The sequence below is a fragment of the Kitasatospora purpeofusca genome, from assembly GCF_000718025.1.
GTDB classification, from domain to species: domain Bacteria; phylum Actinomycetota; class Actinomycetes; order Streptomycetales; family Streptomycetaceae; genus Kitasatospora; species Kitasatospora purpeofusca.
The window spans coordinates 148406-165938 of sequence record NZ_JODS01000005.1; the positions used below are offsets into that span (position 1 = coordinate 148406).

The following is a 17533-nucleotide window of genomic DNA, read 5'->3' on the forward strand; positions in this document are numbered from 1 at the left end:
GGGTCGGATCCCCGCCCAGGGTGCTGCGAAGGCTCAGTTCACCGCGTAGGTCACGTAGTAGACGGAGCCCTCGACGTCGGACTTGGCGAGTTTGGCGATATTGCCCCTCCCCTGCTCGTCCTCGCGGATCTGGACGGAGCCGAGCAGGTCGTCGCTGGAGACGGAGTCGAAGTCCCAGAGCGAGACGTTCTGGGCGAAGGAGACCGGAACGTCGATGCCCGGCTGGGCGGACTGGCCGGCCTGGATGCTGGTGGTCTGCTCGCCGCCGGGCCAGATGCTGTGGTCCAGTCCGCCGGCGGTGTCGGTGGTGATGTACAGGTCGTCGGGGTCGGAGCGGGCGGTGTCGATCATCTGCACGGCCGAGGGGATGCCCCGCACGACGGACTCCAGGGACCCCAGGCCGAGCTCGTCCAGCGGAATGGACTCGGCCAGATCGGCGATGGCTTCGTTGACCCCCACATCGGTTCCGGTCGCGGCGTGCAGGCACCACACGTCGCGAATTGTCGCGGTCGCGGTCATGACGGCCTCCTGGGTCGACTTGATCGGGTCGGCTCTCATCGAGCGTCGAAAGGATCGAAAGGAGACGAATGACGGAATGCGACCATTGTCACTCCGGTCCGGGAGCACGGTCCACTCCTCCCGGTGACAAGGTCCGCGGGGCGCAAAGAATCTCACGGAAGGTATTGGAGCACCCGCGGGCTCGGGAATAGAGTGGGTCACATACCCGACAACTTGCCCTGCCGAGAGCTCTTTCCCGCAGGTCGACCCTTGAGGAGATGGGTCCGGCACACCCTGGCCCATTGCCGTCGGCCCTGGACCGGCGCTCCGTCAGATCGGCGACCGATTCTCCCGGGGCGGTGCGGCGCGGCATTCCGCGGTCCGACCGGTGGCAGTGCGCCACCGGTACGTAATTCCCGGATCGATCACAATACGTGGCTCGGGCCGTGAATTGTCACTGCCCGTGATATTTCCCGGCGGCGTACTGCCGGCCGGCGGCCGTCTGCCGCCGAAGCGCGGCTGACGAGGAGCGAGGTGTGCCATGGGCGGCATTCCGGGGCTCGACCTGGAGAAACTGGCGGACGGTAATCTCCCGGACACGCTGAAGATCGACCTGCCGTTACCTCCGGTGCAACTGCGCGGCCAGCTGGACCGCAAGGGCTTCACGGAGTTCTCGGGGGTGCTGAGCGCGGCGATGCCGGTCACCACGGTGACGGCCTTCGGTCAGATCTCGCTGGGCCGGCCGCCGGCGTTCATCGTGCTGATGGGCGCGACCTTCCCCGAGCCCGGGCTGCAGATCGGGCTCGGCTTCGCGGTCAGCGGCATCGGCGGGGTGGTGGGGATCAACAAGGCGGTCGACCGGGACACCCTGCTGGCCTGCATCGCCGACGGCACCGCCGGTGAACTGCTGTTCCCGCCCGACCCGGTGGAGGCGGCGCTGCGGGTGATCCCCCGGCTGGCGTCGCTGTTCCCGACCGTTCCGGGGCGGCTCGTGGTCGGGCCGATGTTCCGGATCTCCTGGGGCGGCCGGATGGTCGACCTGTCGGCGGCCGTGGTGGCCGAGCTGCCCGATCCGGTGCGGCTGTCGATCCTCGGCATCCTGCGGGTGATGGTGCCCGATCCGGCGGCGCCGGTCATCGAGCTGAAGGCGACCTTCGCGGGACAGTACGACACGGCCGAGCCGAGCGCCTTCCTGATGGCCTCCCTGACGGGTTCGCGGATGGCGGGCATCCCGCTCGACGGTGACGTCCTGGTGCTCAGCCGGGGCGGGGACGACCCGCTCTTCGTGCTCAGCGCGGGCGGCTTCCACCCGGCGTTCCCGGTCCCGCGCGGGGTGCCGAACCTGCACCGGCTGGCGATGGACCTCTCCCCCACGCCCTGGCTCCAGCTGCGCTGCGAGGCGTACTTCGCGGTGACCAGCAACACCGTCCAGTTCGGGGCGAAGCTGTCGCTGGTCGCCGAGATCGCGGACTGCGGTCTGCGCGGGCAGTTCGCCCTGGACGTGCTGATCCACTTCAGTCCGACGATGTCGTTCACCGCGTCGATGCGCGGCGCGCTGTCGGTCGAGGCGTTCGGCGAGACCCTGCTCGGCATCGCGTTCGAGCTGGTCCTGGAGGGTCCCACCCCCTGGCACGCGGTCGGCCGGGGCCGGATCAAGCTCTTCCTGTTCAAGGTGTCGTTCAACTTCGACCTCAGCTGGGGCGGCGGGCCGCCGCCGCTGCCGGCCGCCCGCGTCGACCTCGCCGACGAGCTGGTCAAGGCGTTCGCGCAGCCCTCGGCGTGGAGCGTGCTGCCGCCGTCCGCCGCCGAGCGCAGCCCGGTGCGGCTCGCCCCGTTCGCGAACCGGCTGCTGGCCGAGGGACGCCGGGTGCACCCGCACGGCCGGCTGGCGGCCCGCCAGCACGTGCTGCCGTTCGGCGTGGACATCGCGCGCTTCGGGCACGCCGTCGTCGACCCGCCGGAGCGGTGGGACATCGTCGAGCCCCGGCTCGGCGAGGACGACGCCCGCGAGGGCTCGGTCTCCGACTCCTTCGCGCCCGGGCAGTTCCTGGACCTGACCGAGGACCAGCAGCTGAGCACCGACGCCTTCGCCCGGTACCGGTCGGGCGTCCGGTTCGCCCCCGACCTCTCGGGGCCGGACGACTCGGCCTTCGTCGGGGTGGAGCTCGGCTGGGAGACCAGGATCGTCCAGGATCCGGTGCCGATGCGCACCCACCTCCGGCACATGGTCCGCGCCCGCGCCCACGTCTCCGCCGAACACGTGGCCGCCGCCGCCTCGATCCGCGACGCCCACTGGTGGCAGACCCCCGGCCCGGCGCTCCGGGTGGCGGCGGAGCAACCGCTCGCGGCGGTGTCCAGCTGGTCGATGACGGAACTCACGGTCGCGGCGGCGCCGCCCGTCGGCGACACCGGAATGCCGAACGCCGAACTGCGCGGCCTGCTGCGCGACCGGACCGGGGTCCGGGTGGTGGAGGCCTGGGAGGCGAGACTCCGATGAGCGGCGACGACCTGGAGTTCGCACCGTACCTGCAGAGCCCGGTCGGCGCGGCGATCCCCCACACCGCCACCAACCTCGAACCCGACCTGGCGCCCACCTTCACCCTGACCGGGCCCCGGAACCGGCGGCTGCCGGTGCAGGGCCACGGCCTGCGGATGCTCGGCCCCGAGGGCGTGGTGGGCCTGGACACCCGGCACATCCTGCGTGTCGAACCGGTGCCCGGCAGCACCGACGTGGAGCCCAACTACCTGCCCTTCGTGGAGTTCGACCTGCCCGAGCTGCCCTGGCTGTTCACCCCGGCCAGGGCCGCGGACGGACGCCTGCGGCCCTGGCTGCAGCTGATCGTGGTGGAGGCCGCCGGGCACGCCGTCCAGCCGGGCAGCCCGCTGCCCTTCGTCGATGTCGAGATCGGGCTGCTGCCGCCGCTCGAGGAGGCCTGGCAGTGGGCGCACATCCAGCGCCCGGCCGGACAGTCCGGACCGATGATCTCCCGGCTGCTCTGCCCGCGCCGGCTCGACGCCGACCTCGACTACACGGCCTGCCTGGTGCCGTCCTTCCAGGGCGGGGTGAGCGCCGGGCTCACCGGCGGCTTCGCCGAGATCGACCAGCCGGGCGACGCCTGGCCCTTCCCCGGCCGGGACGTCTTCCGGCTGCCCGTCTACCACTCCTGGGGCTTCCGCACCGGCGCGGAGGGCGACTTCGAGCAGCTGGCGACAGCCGTGGTGCCGCTGCGGCCGGAGGAGGCCGGACTGCTGGGCGGGCGCACCGTCGACGTCACTCGGCCCTGGCCGCACGGCGATCCGCTCGCCTCCGGCGACCCGGCGGCCGGCCGGCAGACCATCACCGTGCAGGGCGTCCTCACCCTGTTCGACCCGCCGCCGGGCACCGTCACCCCGGCCGCCCTGGACGACTTCAGGACCAGGGTCGCGGCGCACATCGACCGCGGCACCGAGACCGAGCTCGCGCCGCCGCTGTACGGCGGCCACCCGGTGGTCGCCCGGACCGTCGAACCGGGCGCGACCGGCTGGCTGGCCGAACTCAACCTCGACCCGGAGCACCGGATCGCGGCCGCCCTCGGCGCCGACTGGGTGCGGGAGAACCAGGAGTTCCTGATGGCCCGCGCCTGGGACCAGCTGGGCGCCGTCCGGGAGGCCAACCGCAAATTGCAGGAGACCGTCTTCTGCACCGCGGTCTGCGACTCGCTGTACCGGCGCCATCTGCAGACCCTCTCCGCCGGCGAGCTGATGGCGGTGGCCGCGCCGGTCGGCGACCGGGTCCGCACCGACAGCGGACTGCCGCTGCGGACCGAGGTCGCGGTCAGCCCGGCCCCGACCGCGATGGCCGACGCCGCCTACCACCGGCTGCTGCGCCGGCGCGGGCCGCTCGCCCGCCGCGCCTCCCTCGACGGCGACAGCCTGGCCCGGCGCACGATGACCGGCGCGCTGCTGCCCCCGCTGCCGGTCCCGATGGTGACCCGGCCCGGCGCCTCGCCCGCCTTCGCGGCCGGGGCCGGCGACGCGTTCGCGGAACGCGTCGACGGCGCCCTGCACTCCGCCGCCACCCGGCACACCACCGGGATGCTGCGCACGATGGCGGCGGTGGCCCCGGCCGCGCTGGCCAACGGCTTCGCGGACCAGGCCGGGGCGATCACATCGCTGCTGGCCCCCTCGATCGGGCGGATGGCGGGCGGCCAGCAGGGATTCGCCGCCGACTCCATGACGGCCGACGACCTGCTCCTGTCGGAGCAGCTGTTCGACCCCGGGACGGTCGGGCCGCTGGTCGGCGACCTCACCGGCACGACGGAATCGCTCCCGGACGACTTCGGCATGACGCTCTCCGCCCCGTTCACCGTCCTGGCCGGCCAGGAGTCGATGACCGACGACCCCGGGAGCCAGCTCCTCCAGTACGGGGTGCCGATCGACCCCGACTCCTACCGGCAGCGGTTGGTCGGCGCGCTCGACCCAACACCGCTGCTGGCCGCCCGGCTGGAGGACCGAATCACCGTGACCGGCGAGTCCCTGGTCGCGCCGCCCGAGCAGCCGACCGACCCGGTGATGGTCTGCCCGGACTTCCCCGCCGCGATGGCGCTCGCGATCAAGGAGAGCGAACCCGACTGGTTCCTGCCCGGCATCGCCGCCGTCCCGGACGACCGGGCCGTACTGCTGAAGGCCAACGGACCGTTCATCGCCGCCTTCATGGTAGGCGCCAACGACGAGCTCAACCGGGAGATGCGCTGGCGCGAGTACCCCACCGACCTGCGCGGCAGCCCGTTCACCCACTTCTGGCCGCGCCCCGACGGACTCGCCGACATCCCGCCGGTGCACGGCTGGGCTCCCGACGGCGCGCTCGGCAGCCACCTCGCCCTGGACGCCAACGACCTGGACGTGCTGCTGATCCGCGGCCGGCTGGTGCACCGCTACCCCGGCATGATCGTGGCCGCCGTCCCGCCCGCCGCCGTCCAGGACCCCCTGCTCGCCCCGGACACCTGGGTGGCACCCGTCATGGTGCTGCCCGTGGACGGGCGCACCTGCGCCTACGCCTTCCAGCTGCCGCCCGGCCAGGACATCCACACCTGGTGGATCGTGCTCGCCGAGAACGGCCGGCGGCTCCGGTTCGGCTACGACACCGCGCCCGGCACCGGCCCCGGCATGACGAGCTGGGACGAGCTCAACTGGGAGCGCGTCCAGGTCGACGGCTTCGCCTCGCTCGGCCGGATGCCGGACGACCCGCCGACCTCGGAGCTGGACCACCCGCTCACCACCGGGCGGAGCTGGAACTCCGCCGACGTCGCCCGGGTCACCCTGCAACGGCCGTTCCGTCTGCTCCGCACCGCCCGCAGCCTGATGGGAGAAGCCCCGTGACCAGCGAGATCGCCGCCGCGCACCGCGCCGTCAGCGACGCCCGGGTCGCCCTCGACTGGTCGAGGACCGGACTCGCCGGCTACGAGAAACGGGTACTCGCCCAGGAGACCGGCCTGGAGGCCGAACACCTGGCCGCCGCCCAGGAGGCGGACGCCGCCCAGACCCGCTACCAGCAGGCCCGCGAGGCCTACCGGGACCTGGCGACCGCCGAGCCGCCGCTCTGGTCCGAGGACGGCTCCGACCCGCTGGTGCTCCTCCCGTTACGCCTGGAGACCGTCTACCGGGGCCTCGGCGGCCCCGAACCGCAGCTGTGGATCCGGGCCTACCCCGACGACATCCACGTCGACTCCCACGAGACCGGCCTCACCGCAGCCGAGCGCACCGCCACCGAGGCCTACTGGGCGGAGGTCTGGGCCGCCGGCCCGAACGCGGACGGCCGCGCGGCCGCCTGGAGCACCCTCGTCGCCGCCGTCGGCCCCGGCCGGGCCTGCTGGGCCGTCCGCGCCCTGCACCCGCAGGGCCCCCGCCCCGGTACCGAGACCCCGCCGGACGCGGTCGCGCCCTCCCCGGAGCCCTGGGCCGCCGAACCGACCGTCGTCGACTCCACCTTCACCCGCGCCGCGCACAGCTACGTGCTGCCCGACCGACTGGTGTTCTCCGGCTACGAGACCACCGGTGACGGCCAGATCGGCCTGCTCTGGCGCCAGGAGGGCGAGCCGATCGACGCGCGGCTGGACGTCGGCCCGGCCCCCGGCAAACCGGTGCCACCGCGCTGGCTCGGCGACTTCGACGAGGCCGTACGGGTCGGCATGGGCGTCCGGGTGCCGCTGACCGGGCTGCGCACCGACTTCAGCCTGGTCACCGTCACCGGCGTGCGCGGCGGCTCCTCCGCCGACACCTCGCAGCTGCTCAGCACCCTGCTGGAGGCCCACCGCTGCACCGACGGCCTGGCCGTCCTGCCCACCGGCACGCCCACCAACAACACCGACGCCACCCGCTCGGCCTGGCACCCGCGCACCCCGCCGGAGCCGCCGGACCGCGTCGACGAGCAGCAGGCCGCCCTCACGCCCGGCAGCACCCAGGCGGCGGCGCGGGCCGCGACCGCCCTCGGCCGGCCCGCCGCCGCCGTCCTCGCCGGGGCCACCGACGGACTCACCGACGACGAGCACCAGCTGCTGACCCTGCTCCAGACCGCGGCCGGCGCCTTCTCCGCCGCCTCCAGCAGCTGGCGCACCCTGGAGGGCACCACCCTGCCCGACCTCACCTTCCTGGTCTCGCACTACATCCACCACGTCCGCGGCCGGGGCCTGCTGCCGACGCTGCGGGTGGGCAACCAGCCGTACGGCCTGCTGCCCGTCACCTCGCTCGACCTGTGGCACGGCAGCGAGGTGGACCTGCGGATCCTCAACCACATCTCCGGCTTCCGGACCCTGATCGAGTCGCAGGCCTTCCGCTCCCCCGGGGTCGGCGCCGGCGGCGACCCGGACCAGGTGATCACCGACCTGCTGCACCGGCTGCCCGCCTCCCGCCGGCTGCGGTACATGCAGCAGGACATCCTCGACCCGCCGTTCGAGCCGCCGCCGGACACCCCGATCGGGACCGTTCCGCACGACAGCCGGTTCACCTGGGCGGTGCCGCCCTCCCTGGAATACGTGCCCTTCCCGGTGGAGTTCCTGTGCGACCAACGGCCGACCCCCGAGATGGTGGAACTCGCCCGGGCCCGGCCGGTCCGCTTCATGTGGGGCTTCTGGCAGCAGGCGCTGCCGGCGCTCGCCACGGGGCAGGGGGTGTCGCAGGAACTCTTCGAGCGGATCACGGCCCTGAGCTCCATCACCGAGGCGATCAGCACCGGCCGGCTGGGGCTCTTCTACCACTACGCCACCAGCGTGATGTTCACCTACGCCTTCCACGTGGGCCAGTCCCACCAGGCCGGCGGGCCGGTGCCCGCCCCGGGGATCGAACTCCGGAACGGCGAACTCGTCACCGCCGCCGGCTTCGCGCCGCAGTTCCTCGACTGGCTCTCGCTCGCGTTCGAACAGCTCGCCGCCGCCGAGGACATGTCGCTCATCACCCCGCCGCCGCCCGACCCCTCGGCCCCGCCCCCGCCCGAGGGCGCCGACCTGCCGTACGCCGACACCCCGCGCCTGGAGCTGCTGCTCTGCGAGGCGCTGGACACCCAGACCCACCGGCTGGATGCGTGGATGTCCTCGGTCGCCCACGCCCGCCTCGCCAAGACCCGGGCCACCCGGCCCGACGGCACCCACCTGGGGGCGTACGGCTGGGTGGCCGACCTCCACCCGCGCCCGGAGTCGCTGCCGCCGGAGGAGCCGCTGCCCGGTGACGAACCGGGGACCCCGGCCGAGGGCGGCGAGGGAGGCGAGGGCGGTGAGGGCGGTGAGGGAGGCGAGGGAGGCGAGCCGCAGACCAACGACGGCTACCTCCTCGCCCCGTCCCTGCACCACGCCGTCACCGCCGCCGTGCTGCGCTCGGGCTGGCTCAGCCACACCGACCGCCAGGCCTTCGCCGTCGACCTCAGCGCCGCCCGGGTGCGCCGCGCACTCGCCGTCGTCGACGGCGTCCGCTCCGGCCAGAGCCTCGGCGCCCTGCTCGGCTACCGGTTCGAACGCGGTCTGCACGACAACGGGCTGGACGCCCTGGTGGCCGTCGTCCGGGCCGGCTACCCGATGCCCCGCCTGGTCGACCCGAGCGTTCCCGGCAGCGACGAGGCCAGGACCGCGATCGCGGCCCGCGACGTCGTCGACGGACTGGCCCTGCTGGCCGACTGGCGCGCCCACGGCCAGCAGCTGCAGGACATCCTCGGCAACCTTCCCCCCGAGGACCTGCCCCTGCTCGACGGGGCCACCACCCTGATGCTGGAACTGGCGGACACCCTCGACGCGGTCGGTGACCTGCTGCTCGCCGAGAGCGTGCACCAGCTGGTCGCCGGCAGCCCGCTGCGCGCCGCGTCCTCGGCCGACGGCATCACCCGCGGCGACCGCCTCCCGCAGGACTTCGAGGTGATCCGCACCCCGCGCGCCGCCACCGCCCTGACCCACCGGGTCGCCGTGCTCACGCCCCACGTACCCGTACCCGGTTGGGACGCGACCAGGCCGCTCGCCCAGCTGGAGCCCGCCGTCGAACGCTGGTGCGAGGCCCGGCTCGGCGACCCCGGCCGCTGGCGGTTCGACTTCGGCGACCCGGCCGCACCGCTCACCCTCACCCTCGCCGACCTCGGCGTCTGCGCGCTCGACGTGGTCCTCGGCGCCGGACCGCCGGGCAACCGCGACACCGACCCCGCCCAGCAGGACACCGCCCTCGCCCGCCGCCTGCTGCGCCGGGCCGCCGCCCGGGCCGGCGCCGCGACCAGCCCGCCCGTCACGGATACCGGCGCCGCGCGATTCGCCGAACTGCGGCTGCTCTGCAACGCGCTGGCGGGCGTGCTCGCCGGCGCCAAGCCGCTGCTCACCTCGCACCTCGACCAGGGGAGCGGCGACGACTGGGCCGGCGCCGACCTGACCGGCCTCGCCGCCCGGGTGGAGAGCTGGCACAACGCCACCACCAGTGCCATCGCCAATCTGGTCGAACAGGTGAAGGTGCTGCCGGGCCTCGCCGACACGGTGTCCCGCACCCTGGACAGCCTCGCCGACCTCGGGGTCACCTCCGCCTACAGCCTCGGCCCGCCGACCGACGACGCCGGGATCGCGGAGCTGCGGAAACAGGCCGCCACCGTCCTCGACCACTTCGCCGCCGACCCGCTCGCCCCGCTGCCCGGCCCCCCGCCCACGGAGCCGACCGCGGCGCTCGGCTGGGTCACCGCCGTCACCGCCGCGGTCTCCTCGGCGCTCGCCGGCACCCTGCCCGTGCTCGCCGAGCTGCGACTCGGCGGCACCCCGGCGGGCGACGCGCTCACCGGCGCGCCACCGGAGGGCGCGGACGAGGACGGCACCGGCAACTGGCTGGTGCAGATGGAACGCGTCCGGCCGAACGTCCGCGCCCTTGACGACGCGCTCGCCGCCGCGGAGGTCCTGGCCGACGTCCCGCCCGGCGGCACGACCGTCGTCCAACTCCCCGCCGGACAGCCCTGGATCGCCCGCGGCACGGCCCCCGTACCGTCCAGGACCAGGCCCGCCGCCCGCCACAGCGCGCTGCTGCGCACCGACGGCGCCCCCGATCCGGACCACGTCGCGGGACTCCTGATCGACTCCTGGACCGAGTCCGTCCCCGAACCGCCCCCCGCTCCCCCCGCCGACGCCCCACCCCCCGGGGGCGACGCCGAGCCCGCCGTCGAGGAGCTGGGCGGACTGGCCTTCCACTACAACCAGCCCGACGCCCGTGCCCCGCAGGCCCTGCTGGTCGCGGTGCCGCCCGACCCGCTGCGCGGCTGGCGGATGGAGGACGTGCACGCGATCGTCGAGGAGACCTACGCCCTCGCCCGGATCCGGGGCCTGGACCTCAACGACCTCACCGAACTCCGCGGGCTGCTGCCCGTCCAGAACAGGACCCCGCCGCACCAGCTGACGTCCGGGTAGGCCCGTGGACCGGGGATGCCCCCGGAGGCCCGACGGCTCGGACACCCCGGGCGCCCCGGGCACCCCGGGAGCCCTGGGGGACCGGGGGTTCTGGGGGACCGGGGGTTCTGGGGGACCGGGGGTTCTGGAAGCCCTGGTAACCGTGGTAACACCCGTCAGGAGGAACCATGCCGACGATGTTCCGGTACGAGCCGGTACCCCGTGACATCGGCGTCGAGGAGGCGCTGGCGGCCCGGATCGGCGACGCAGCCCATCTGCTCGCCCGCCAGTACGCCTTCGGCGAGTTCGCCGGCGACGACGCCGCCTCGCCCGTCGATGTCGCACTCGCGCAGGAGATCCATCTGCTGGACGGCTGGCGGCCGGGCAGCCCCGGGGTCGACGGGGACGGCGAGGGCGCAGGTGACGGCGAGGGCGACTGGCAGCCGTACCGGCCGGGCCGGATGGTGCTGGAGGAACTCGTCGAGCAGGAGCCCGCGTCCGGACCCGACGCCAGGCTGACGCTGGCCGCCGGCCTGCGCTGGCGCCGCGAACTCGCCTCGGCCGGCCTCGCCGCGCTGCTCCCCGCCTTCGCCACCACCTGCCCCTGCACCGTCGACGGGCCGCTCGCGCCCGCCCCGCTCGGCGCCGCCGTCCGGAGCCGGCTGCCCGACCCCGTCGCGCTGGCACCGTGGCTGGCCAGGCTCGTGGACCGGGACGAGACCGCGGCGAAGGAGTTCGGCGCGGCCGCCCCCGACCAGGAGGCCCTGGCCGGCGCGGCGGCGCGCTGGCTGGACTGGTGGACGCCGCGCGCGCCGGAGGGAACGCCCGACGCACCCGCGCCGGTGCCCGACGGCGTCGCCCCCGCGCCCCCGCCCCCGGTCGGCTGGAACCCCAACCGGCTCGAATACGCCTTCGCGGTGCGCTCCTCCACCGTCCCCGAGCTGGAGCTGCGCGCCCAGGAGTACCCGGGCGGCCACCTGGACTGGTGGGCCGTCGACGCCCCGCCCGCCGACATCCCGGTCACCGAGGCCGCCGTGACGCACGAACAGCGCGCCGTCGTCCCCACCCCGGCGATCTTCGGCGGCATGCCCGCGTCCCGGTACTGGGAGATGGAGGACGCCAGGATCAACTTCGGCTCCGTGGACACCAGCCCCGCCGACCTCGGACGGCTGCTGCTGATCGCCTTCACCACGGTGTACGGCAACGACTGGTTCTGCTGCCCGCTGCCGAGCCCGGTGGGCTCGCTCAGCCGGGTCGTGCACTGCTCGGTCACGGACGTCTTCGGCGGCGCGACCGTGCTCGCCCACGCCTCCCTGGAGGACCCGGAGTGGAACCTCTTCGGCCTCGGCGAGGACCGCGGCGGCAGCGCCATGGGCGGCGGCGCCGGGGACGGCACCGGACCGCCGCCCTCCCCCTGGTTCTACCGGGCCGCGTCGCTGCCCGCCGGACTGGAGAGCCCGCCCGCCGAGTCCGTGCTGCTGCTGCGCGACGAGGCGGCGAACCTCGCCTGGGCGGTCGAGGAGACCGTCGGCGACCTGGCCGGGGAGCCGCTGGACCGCTACGCCCGCTGGGTGGCGGCCCGCCCGCCCCGGCCGACCACCGAACCCGGCGACCCGCCCGCCGACCGCTACCTGCTCGCCACCGAGGTCCCGGGCCACTGGTACCCGCTGGTGCCCCAGCCGGTCGACCCGGCCGCGCCGGAGCAGATCCGGCTGCGGCTCGCCGGTCTGGTCCGCGACGAGAACACCCCGGCGCAGCCGCTCGGCCGGCTGCTCGGGGAGCAGCAGTGGCTGTTCGAGGAGGAGGTCCCGCGCTCCGGCGTCCGGGTGGAGCGCAGCCGCCAGTACACCCGCTGGCACGACGGCTCCGCCCACGCCTGGTCGGCGCGGCGCAAGGTCAGCGGCACCGGCTCGGGCTCCAGCGGGCTGCGCTACGACGTGCTGGAGCCCCCGCCGGGTCAGGCCCCCGTACCGCCGCCCGAACCGCAACCCGGGCCGGCGGCGCCTCCCGAGGAGTGAGTGATGCACGACAGCGTCAGGAACGGGTTCAACGCGTTCAGCGAACCGTTGGAGAGCCGTGAGCACATGATGTACCTGGATGTGAAGAGCCTGGTGTCGACCGGCGTCGGCAACCTGCTCGACGCCGACGACCCGGAGAACTTCGGCAGCAACCCGGTGCCGCTGCCGGACACCTTCACCCTGGACTGGTCGGACCGGAACACCGGCGCCCCGGCCGACCGGGCCGCCGTCGAGGACGAGTACCGGAAGATCAAGTTCAGCGGCACCGCCAACGCGCCGACCTCCCAGAAGCGGGCCATCGCGCAACTGCTGGTCTCCGACGCGTCGATCGACGGGCTGATCACCACCAAGCTGGACTCCTTCGAGAGCTCGCTGCGCGGCCGGTCGCCGTTCGCCGGATTCGACGGCTGGCCCGCCCCTGGGCAGCTCGGCCTGCTCAGCATGGCCTGGGCGATGGGCCCGATGTTCCGCTTCCCGCACTTCGAGGCCGCCGCGGCCGACGGCGACTGGCAGACCATGGCCCGGGAGTGCCGGATGACGGAGGCCGGGAACTCCGGCGTCGTCCCGCGCAACGTCCGCAACGCCCTGCTCCTCACCCTCGCCGGCTGGGTCACCTCCCAGGGCGGCGATATCACCGACCTGGTCTACGACCCCACCGTCCCGCTGGACGCCAACCTCCGCTCGGGCACCCTGCCGGTGCCGCTCAACCTCCTGATCGGCGTCCAGACCGCCCTGGAGACCCTGGGTTTCGACCCGCACGGCCTGGACGGCATCGCGGGCCCCGGCACCCGGGGCGCCCTCACCGCCTTCCAGGGCGCCAACGGCCTCACCCCCACCCCCGGCGTCAGCGGCATCGACGACGTCCCCGAGGAGACCGTCGCCGCCCTGGCCGCCCAGCTCGACGCCCGCGGCGTGACCCGCTTCCCCTGACCGGCTACCTTCGCCCCGCAGCCCGACCCGCGCGACTCGCCTGTTCCGTCCGTTCCGCCCGATCCGCGCTGGTCGTCGGCAGGCCCGCGACGAGCAGCGCCGCCAGGCTCGCCGCCGCCCCCACCGCGACCACCGCCGGCCAGCCACCGTGCGCCCAGGCGAACGAGCCCACGAGGGAGCCCAACGCGATGCCCAGGAACCGGAGCGTGAACCAGCACGTGTTGAGACGGCTGTGGAGCTCCGGGTCCAGGGTGAACAGGACCCCCTGACAGACGGCCTGGTTGCCCCAGGTACCGACGTCGAGGACGACCACCCCGACCGTCAGCCAGAGGATGCCGCTCCCTCCGGGCAGCAGCAGCGCCCAGCCGACGGCGGTCACGGCGATCGGGGCGAGCACCGCGCGGCGCCGGCCGAAGCGGTCCGCCAGCCTCCCGGCGGCCCCGGAGGCGAGCGCGCCGGCCACCGCGACCAGGCCGAACAGGCCCACCACGGTGGAGCCGTAGTGGTAGCGCTCCTCGAGGAGGAAGGTGAGGGCGGTCCAGAAGGCGCCGAAGGAGACACCGACCAGGCCCCCCGAGACAGTGATCCGGCGCACCGCCGGGTGGGTCGCGAACAGCCGCGGCACCGAGGCCAGCAGCTCGCGGTAGGGCGTGGCCCGGGCCGCCGGGACCGTGGGCAGCGCCCGCCGCAGGACCAGCGCCAGCAGCAGGGTCACTGCGCACGAGCACCCGAACACGGCGCGCCAACCCGCCAGTTCGGCGAGCGCCCCGGAGTACGTCCGGGAGGCCAGCACCCCGACCAGCAGACCGGCCTGGACGGTACCGACGGTCCGCCCGGGGCCGCGGTCGCCCGCCAGCGCGACGGCCAGCGGCGCCACCAGCTGCGGGACCGGGGAGAGCACGCCCAGGACGAAGGCCGCGACCACCAGCAGTCCCGCCGTCGGGGCGAGTGCGCAGGCGGCCAGGGCGCCGGCCGAGGCCGCGCACAGGCCGAGGACCAGCCGGCGCCGGTCCAGGCTGTCGCCGAGCGGCACCAGGAGCGCGATGCCCGCCGCGTACCCGATCTGGGTCGCGGTCGGCACGGCGCCGAGCGTCGCGGGCGGGACGTGCAGTGCGGCGGCGGCGCTGCCCAGCAACGGCTGGCCGAGGTAGATGTTGGCGGCGGTCAGGGCACTGGTCGTGGCGAGCAGCGCGGTGACCCGTCGCGGCCCAGGGACCTCACGGTCGTTCTCGATCACGGGAGGAGACGCTACGGAGACCCGCCTGTGGCAAGCTTTCGCCGATCCGCCGTCCACTGTCGAGAGTGCGCCAAATGCATGGCAAGAGCGAGAACCGCGACGACTACCAGCACGTGCCGCGCCCGCTGGCGGCGATGGCCCGCGACCTGCCCGCCGGCCACCACATCCCCCCGCACCACCACCGCCGGGCCCAGCTGATCTACGGAACCAGCGGGGCGATCACCGTCGTCACCGACCGGGGGACGTGGGTGGTCCCGGCCACCCGGGGAGTCTGGGTCCCGGCCGGCGTCGTGCACGCGATGACCTGCACCGGGCCGGTGCGGATGCGCACGCTGTACCTCGAACCCGGCGCCGCGGTCGGCCTGCCCGACACACCGACGGTCGTCGCGGTGCCGCCGCTGCTGCGCGAACTCATCGACGCCGCCACCCGCATCCCGCTCGACTACCGGACCGACGGCCGCGACGGCCGCCTCGTCGACCTGCTGCTCCACGAACTCGCGCCGCAACCCGTCCCCGCCCTGCACCTCCCGGTCCCGACCGACCCCGCCCTGGACGCACTCTGCGCGGCGGTCCGCGCCACCCCGGGCGCCCGCTGGACGACCACGACCGCCGCCGCCCACGCCCACCTCAGCCCGCGCAGCCTCCAACGCCGCTTCCCCGCCGCGACCGGCATGACCCTGGCGCACTGGATCCAGCAGGCCCGCCTGATCCACGCCGTCACCCTGCTCGCCGCCGACACCCCGGTCACCACCGTCGCCACCGCGCTCGGCTACGCCACCCCGAGCGCGTTCACCGCGATGTTCCACCGCACCCTGGGCGTCCCCCCGAGCGCCTGGTTCGCCTGACCACTCTCGGCGCGCCCCGGGACCGTACGCGGCCGAAGCGGTACTAATGGCACATGCCAACCAGCCAACAACTGCACTACCTTCGCTCGCAATTGACCCCGCCCGGCGAAGAACCGCCCACCCTGGTGGCGGAGTTCGCGACCGGACGCGGACGGCTCGGCACCCTGGCCGTCCTCGCCGCCCTGCAACAACGGATCATCACCTCCGACCGCCGCAGCCTCCTCCTGCTCGCGACCCGCTGCGCGGACGTTCCACTGGGCGCCTGGTTCGCCGGCCTCGCCGAGGGCGAGAGCGCGGCGCTGCGCACCCTGCCCGCCCTCGCCACCGCCTGCGGCCCGACCGGGACCGCCGCCGAACCACTGCCCGGCTGCCAGGCCTACCCCGCCTACCTCGCCTGGCTCGCCCTGAATGGCCACCCACCCGCCGTCACAGCCGCCTTGGTCGCCAACTTCACGGCATGGGGCGGCTATTGCGCCACCCTGGCCGGGGCACTGCGACGCTTCCACGACTTCGACGAGGAGGCCTGCGCCTTCTTCGACTTCTTCGCCCAGCCCCCGACCGCCCTGGAACAGGCAGCCACCGAGGCAATCGGCCCGGCAGGCCTCACCGACCCGGACCTTGATGCCGCACGTGAGTACGGCCGCCTGCTCCAGGCCTACGAGCAACTCTTCTGGACCACCCTCACCGAACTCCCCTGAGATCGCGTTGCCACCAGTGCTCAAGCTCGATCACCGGTCGACCACTACTACGAGTTCCGCCAACTCGGCGGCAGTCGGCCGGTCCTCGGGATCCGCCAACAGAACATCCCGCAGGCGGACTTGAAGAGCAGGCCAGGACATCAGGTCGACATCGGAACCACGCGGTGGGCGATAGCCGTGCGCATCGCGTCCACCGAAGTGCCCCTCCCGAGGCCGGCGACCTCGTAGTCCAGCGGCCACCTACCGGTGACGCAGGTCCAGAGGGCGCCTGCGAGGGCGTAGACGTCGGCGGTCTGCGTCGTGTCGACGGGCTGTGGGCCGTCGATGATCCGGGCGGCCAGCTCGGGGGCCGTGAGGTGGATCATCGTGCCGTCGAACCTCCGCCACGGGGTGCTGCCGACCTGCCGCGACCAGGCGAAGTCCAGCAGTCGGACAGCGTCCTCGGTGTGGATCCCGTGCTGTGGCTGGAGGTCCCCGTGCACCCACCCGGCCCCGTGCAGATCGGCCACCGCGCGACACAACCCGACTGCGGCCTCCAGCGCTTCCCGCCGCCCTCCGGTGTCCTTGCGCACCGGCCGGAACACCTCCCAGGTGGACGGCCCGGCCAGCCACGGGGTGACGTACCAGACGCCGTCGTCGAAGCGACCGGCCGTCACCGTGTACTCGGAGAGCTGATCCAGGACAGACGCTTCGCGGGCGGTGACCTCGGCGGCCTCGCCGGTGCCGAGCTTGATGCTCACCACACCCTGCGGACCACTGGCCTTCCACACCGCCGAGCCTCGCCGGTCGCTGATCTCCTCCAGCTCGACGAGCCCGCAGACCTCCTCCGCGGCCTTCAGCGCCACTGCGGCGCCAGGAGGGAACTCGCCCATTCTCTCACTGCCTTCCACTCACAAGGAACGTGATCGAAGACGTCGCGCCCGTCATCGACCGCCACGGACAACGCCGCGGCCAGGTCGGGCGTACCCGTCAAGAACTTCGGATCCAACAGCCTCACACCCGCCCGCACCGGCAGGAACGACAAGGGCGGCGGCGGGATACTCCCGCCGCGCCGACCTGTCTCCACAGCACCCTGGGCAAACTTCCCGATCATGACCCCGACCGGCGCGTACAGGTGCTTCAACGCCCAGTGGGGCCAAGCAAGCAGCTCACGATGGTCCGCGCCGACGCAGTGCCCGCGCAGCACGACGTTCTCGCACGCGAGGACACCGTACGGCCGTGCCATCAGCGGACGTACCCATTCCGCAGCCTGCATAGAACAACTCCGCCTCCACCGCGTACCGATGGCTGCCGGGGGTGATCTCATAGACCGTCCACCCGGTCATACCGCGTCGGATCGACGATCGCAGGAACGGGCAGTGCTCGTCCAAGCCGGCAAGGTATCCGTCCGCGCCGAAGGGGTGCTCCGTGCGGGCCCCGGTGAGGCGGAGCGCCCCGGCGG

General features: G+C 74.0%; 11 protein-coding genes. 7 read left to right on the top strand and 4 right to left on the bottom strand.

Going from position 1 to position 17533, the window contains the following annotated elements; genetic code table 11:
* Window positions 1-33: 33 nt before the first annotated feature.
* Window positions 34-558: a hypothetical protein gene (locus IF01_RS0110620; RefSeq protein ID WP_051755135.1), complete on the bottom strand. Its 525-nt coding sequence runs from the start codon at window positions 556-558 to the stop codon at window positions 34-36.
* A 481-nt stretch (window positions 559-1039) separates the two neighbouring features.
* Here IF01_RS0110620 and IF01_RS0110625 point away from each other — a divergent pair, with 481 nt between their 5' ends.
* The 5 genes from IF01_RS0110625 (at window position 1040) to IF01_RS0110645 (ending at window position 13312) form a co-directional block, all read left to right on the top strand.
* Window positions 1040-2995, top strand: coding sequence for a DUF6603 domain-containing protein (locus tag IF01_RS0110625; protein WP_051755137.1), 1956 nt, complete (start codon window positions 1040-1042; stop codon window positions 2993-2995).
* Window positions 2992-5856 (top strand): hypothetical protein, encoded by a 2865-nt coding sequence (locus tag IF01_RS0110630; RefSeq protein ID WP_030393077.1) that lies wholly within the window; start codon window positions 2992-2994, stop codon window positions 5854-5856. The genes IF01_RS0110625 and IF01_RS0110630 overlap by 4 nt, the downstream gene beginning before the upstream one ends.
* Window positions 5853-10385 carry a hypothetical protein gene (locus tag IF01_RS0110635; protein WP_030393078.1) on the top strand — a complete coding sequence of 1511 codons (4533 nt, stop codon included), beginning with the start codon at window positions 5853-5855 and terminating at the stop codon, window positions 10383-10385. Before IF01_RS0110630 ends, IF01_RS0110635 begins: the two co-directional genes overlap by 4 nt.
* A 167-nt stretch (window positions 10386-10552) precedes the next feature.
* Window positions 10553-12382, top strand: coding sequence for a hypothetical protein (locus tag IF01_RS0110640; protein WP_030393079.1), 1830 nt, complete (start codon window positions 10553-10555; stop codon window positions 12380-12382).
* Window positions 12383-12385: 3 nt separating this feature from the next.
* The gene (locus IF01_RS0110645) at window positions 12386-13312 is read left to right on the top strand and encodes a peptidoglycan-binding domain-containing protein (protein ID WP_030393080.1); all 927 of its coding nucleotides are present in this window, start codon (window positions 12386-12388) and stop codon (window positions 13310-13312) included.
* A 4-nt stretch (window positions 13313-13316) separates the two neighbouring features.
* On the opposite strand, the gene IF01_RS0110650 is transcribed toward IF01_RS0110645, so the two are convergent.
* Window positions 13317-14549 carry an MFS transporter gene (locus IF01_RS0110650; RefSeq protein WP_030393081.1) on the bottom strand — a complete coding sequence of 411 codons (1233 nt, stop codon included), beginning with the start codon at window positions 14547-14549 and terminating at the stop codon, window positions 13317-13319.
* Window positions 14550-14623: 74 nt separating this feature from the next.
* Here IF01_RS0110650 and IF01_RS0110655 point away from each other — a divergent pair, with 74 nt between their 5' ends.
* Together IF01_RS0110655 and IF01_RS0110660 are read left to right on the top strand one after the other, a co-directional pair.
* A complete protein-coding gene (locus tag IF01_RS0110655) occupies window positions 14624-15394 on the top strand; it encodes an AraC family transcriptional regulator (RefSeq protein WP_030393082.1) in 771 nt (256 codons plus the stop codon).
* 53 nt (window positions 15395-15447) lie between these two features.
* The gene (locus tag IF01_RS0110660; protein ID WP_030393083.1) at window positions 15448-16092 is read left to right on the top strand and encodes a heme oxygenase-like domain-containing protein; all 645 of its coding nucleotides are present in this window, start codon (window positions 15448-15450) and stop codon (window positions 16090-16092) included.
* A 140-nt stretch (window positions 16093-16232) separates the two neighbouring features.
* On the opposite strand, the gene IF01_RS41560 is transcribed toward IF01_RS0110660, so the two are convergent.
* Window positions 16233-16964: a protein kinase family protein gene (locus IF01_RS41560; RefSeq protein ID WP_244215478.1), complete on the bottom strand. Its 732-nt coding sequence runs from the start codon at window positions 16962-16964 to the stop codon at window positions 16233-16235.
* Entirely contained in the window at window positions 16928-17347 is a 420-nt protein-coding gene (locus IF01_RS41565) for a hypothetical protein (protein WP_244215479.1), read from the bottom strand. The genes IF01_RS41560 and IF01_RS41565 overlap by 37 nt, the downstream gene beginning before the upstream one ends.
* Window positions 17348-17533: the final 186 nt, after the last annotated feature.

Coding starts and splice junctions, on each gene's coding strand:
- IF01_RS0110620 (WP_051755135.1), bottom strand. CDS start 558: ATGAGAGCCGACCCGATCAAGTCGACCCAGGAGGCCGTCATGACCGCG.
- IF01_RS0110625 (WP_051755137.1), top strand. CDS start 1,040: ATGGGCGGCATTCCGGGGCTCGACCTGGAGAAACTGGCGGACGGTAAT.
- IF01_RS0110630 (WP_030393077.1), top strand. CDS start 2,992: ATGAGCGGCGACGACCTGGAGTTCGCACCGTACCTGCAGAGCCCGGTC.
- IF01_RS0110640 (WP_030393079.1), top strand. CDS start 10,553: ATGCCGACGATGTTCCGGTACGAGCCGGTACCCCGTGACATCGGCGTC.
- IF01_RS0110645 (WP_030393080.1), top strand. CDS start 12,386: ATGCACGACAGCGTCAGGAACGGGTTCAACGCGTTCAGCGAACCGTTG.
- IF01_RS0110655 (WP_030393082.1), top strand. CDS start 14,624: ATGCATGGCAAGAGCGAGAACCGCGACGACTACCAGCACGTGCCGCGC.
- IF01_RS0110660 (WP_030393083.1), top strand. CDS start 15,448: ATGCCAACCAGCCAACAACTGCACTACCTTCGCTCGCAATTGACCCCG.
- IF01_RS41560 (WP_244215478.1), bottom strand. CDS start 16,964: ATGGGCGAGTTCCCTCCTGGCGCCGCAGTGGCGCTGAAGGCCGCGGAG.
- IF01_RS41565 (WP_244215479.1), bottom strand. CDS start 17,347: ATGCAGGCTGCGGAATGGGTACGTCCGCTGATGGCACGGCCGTACGGT.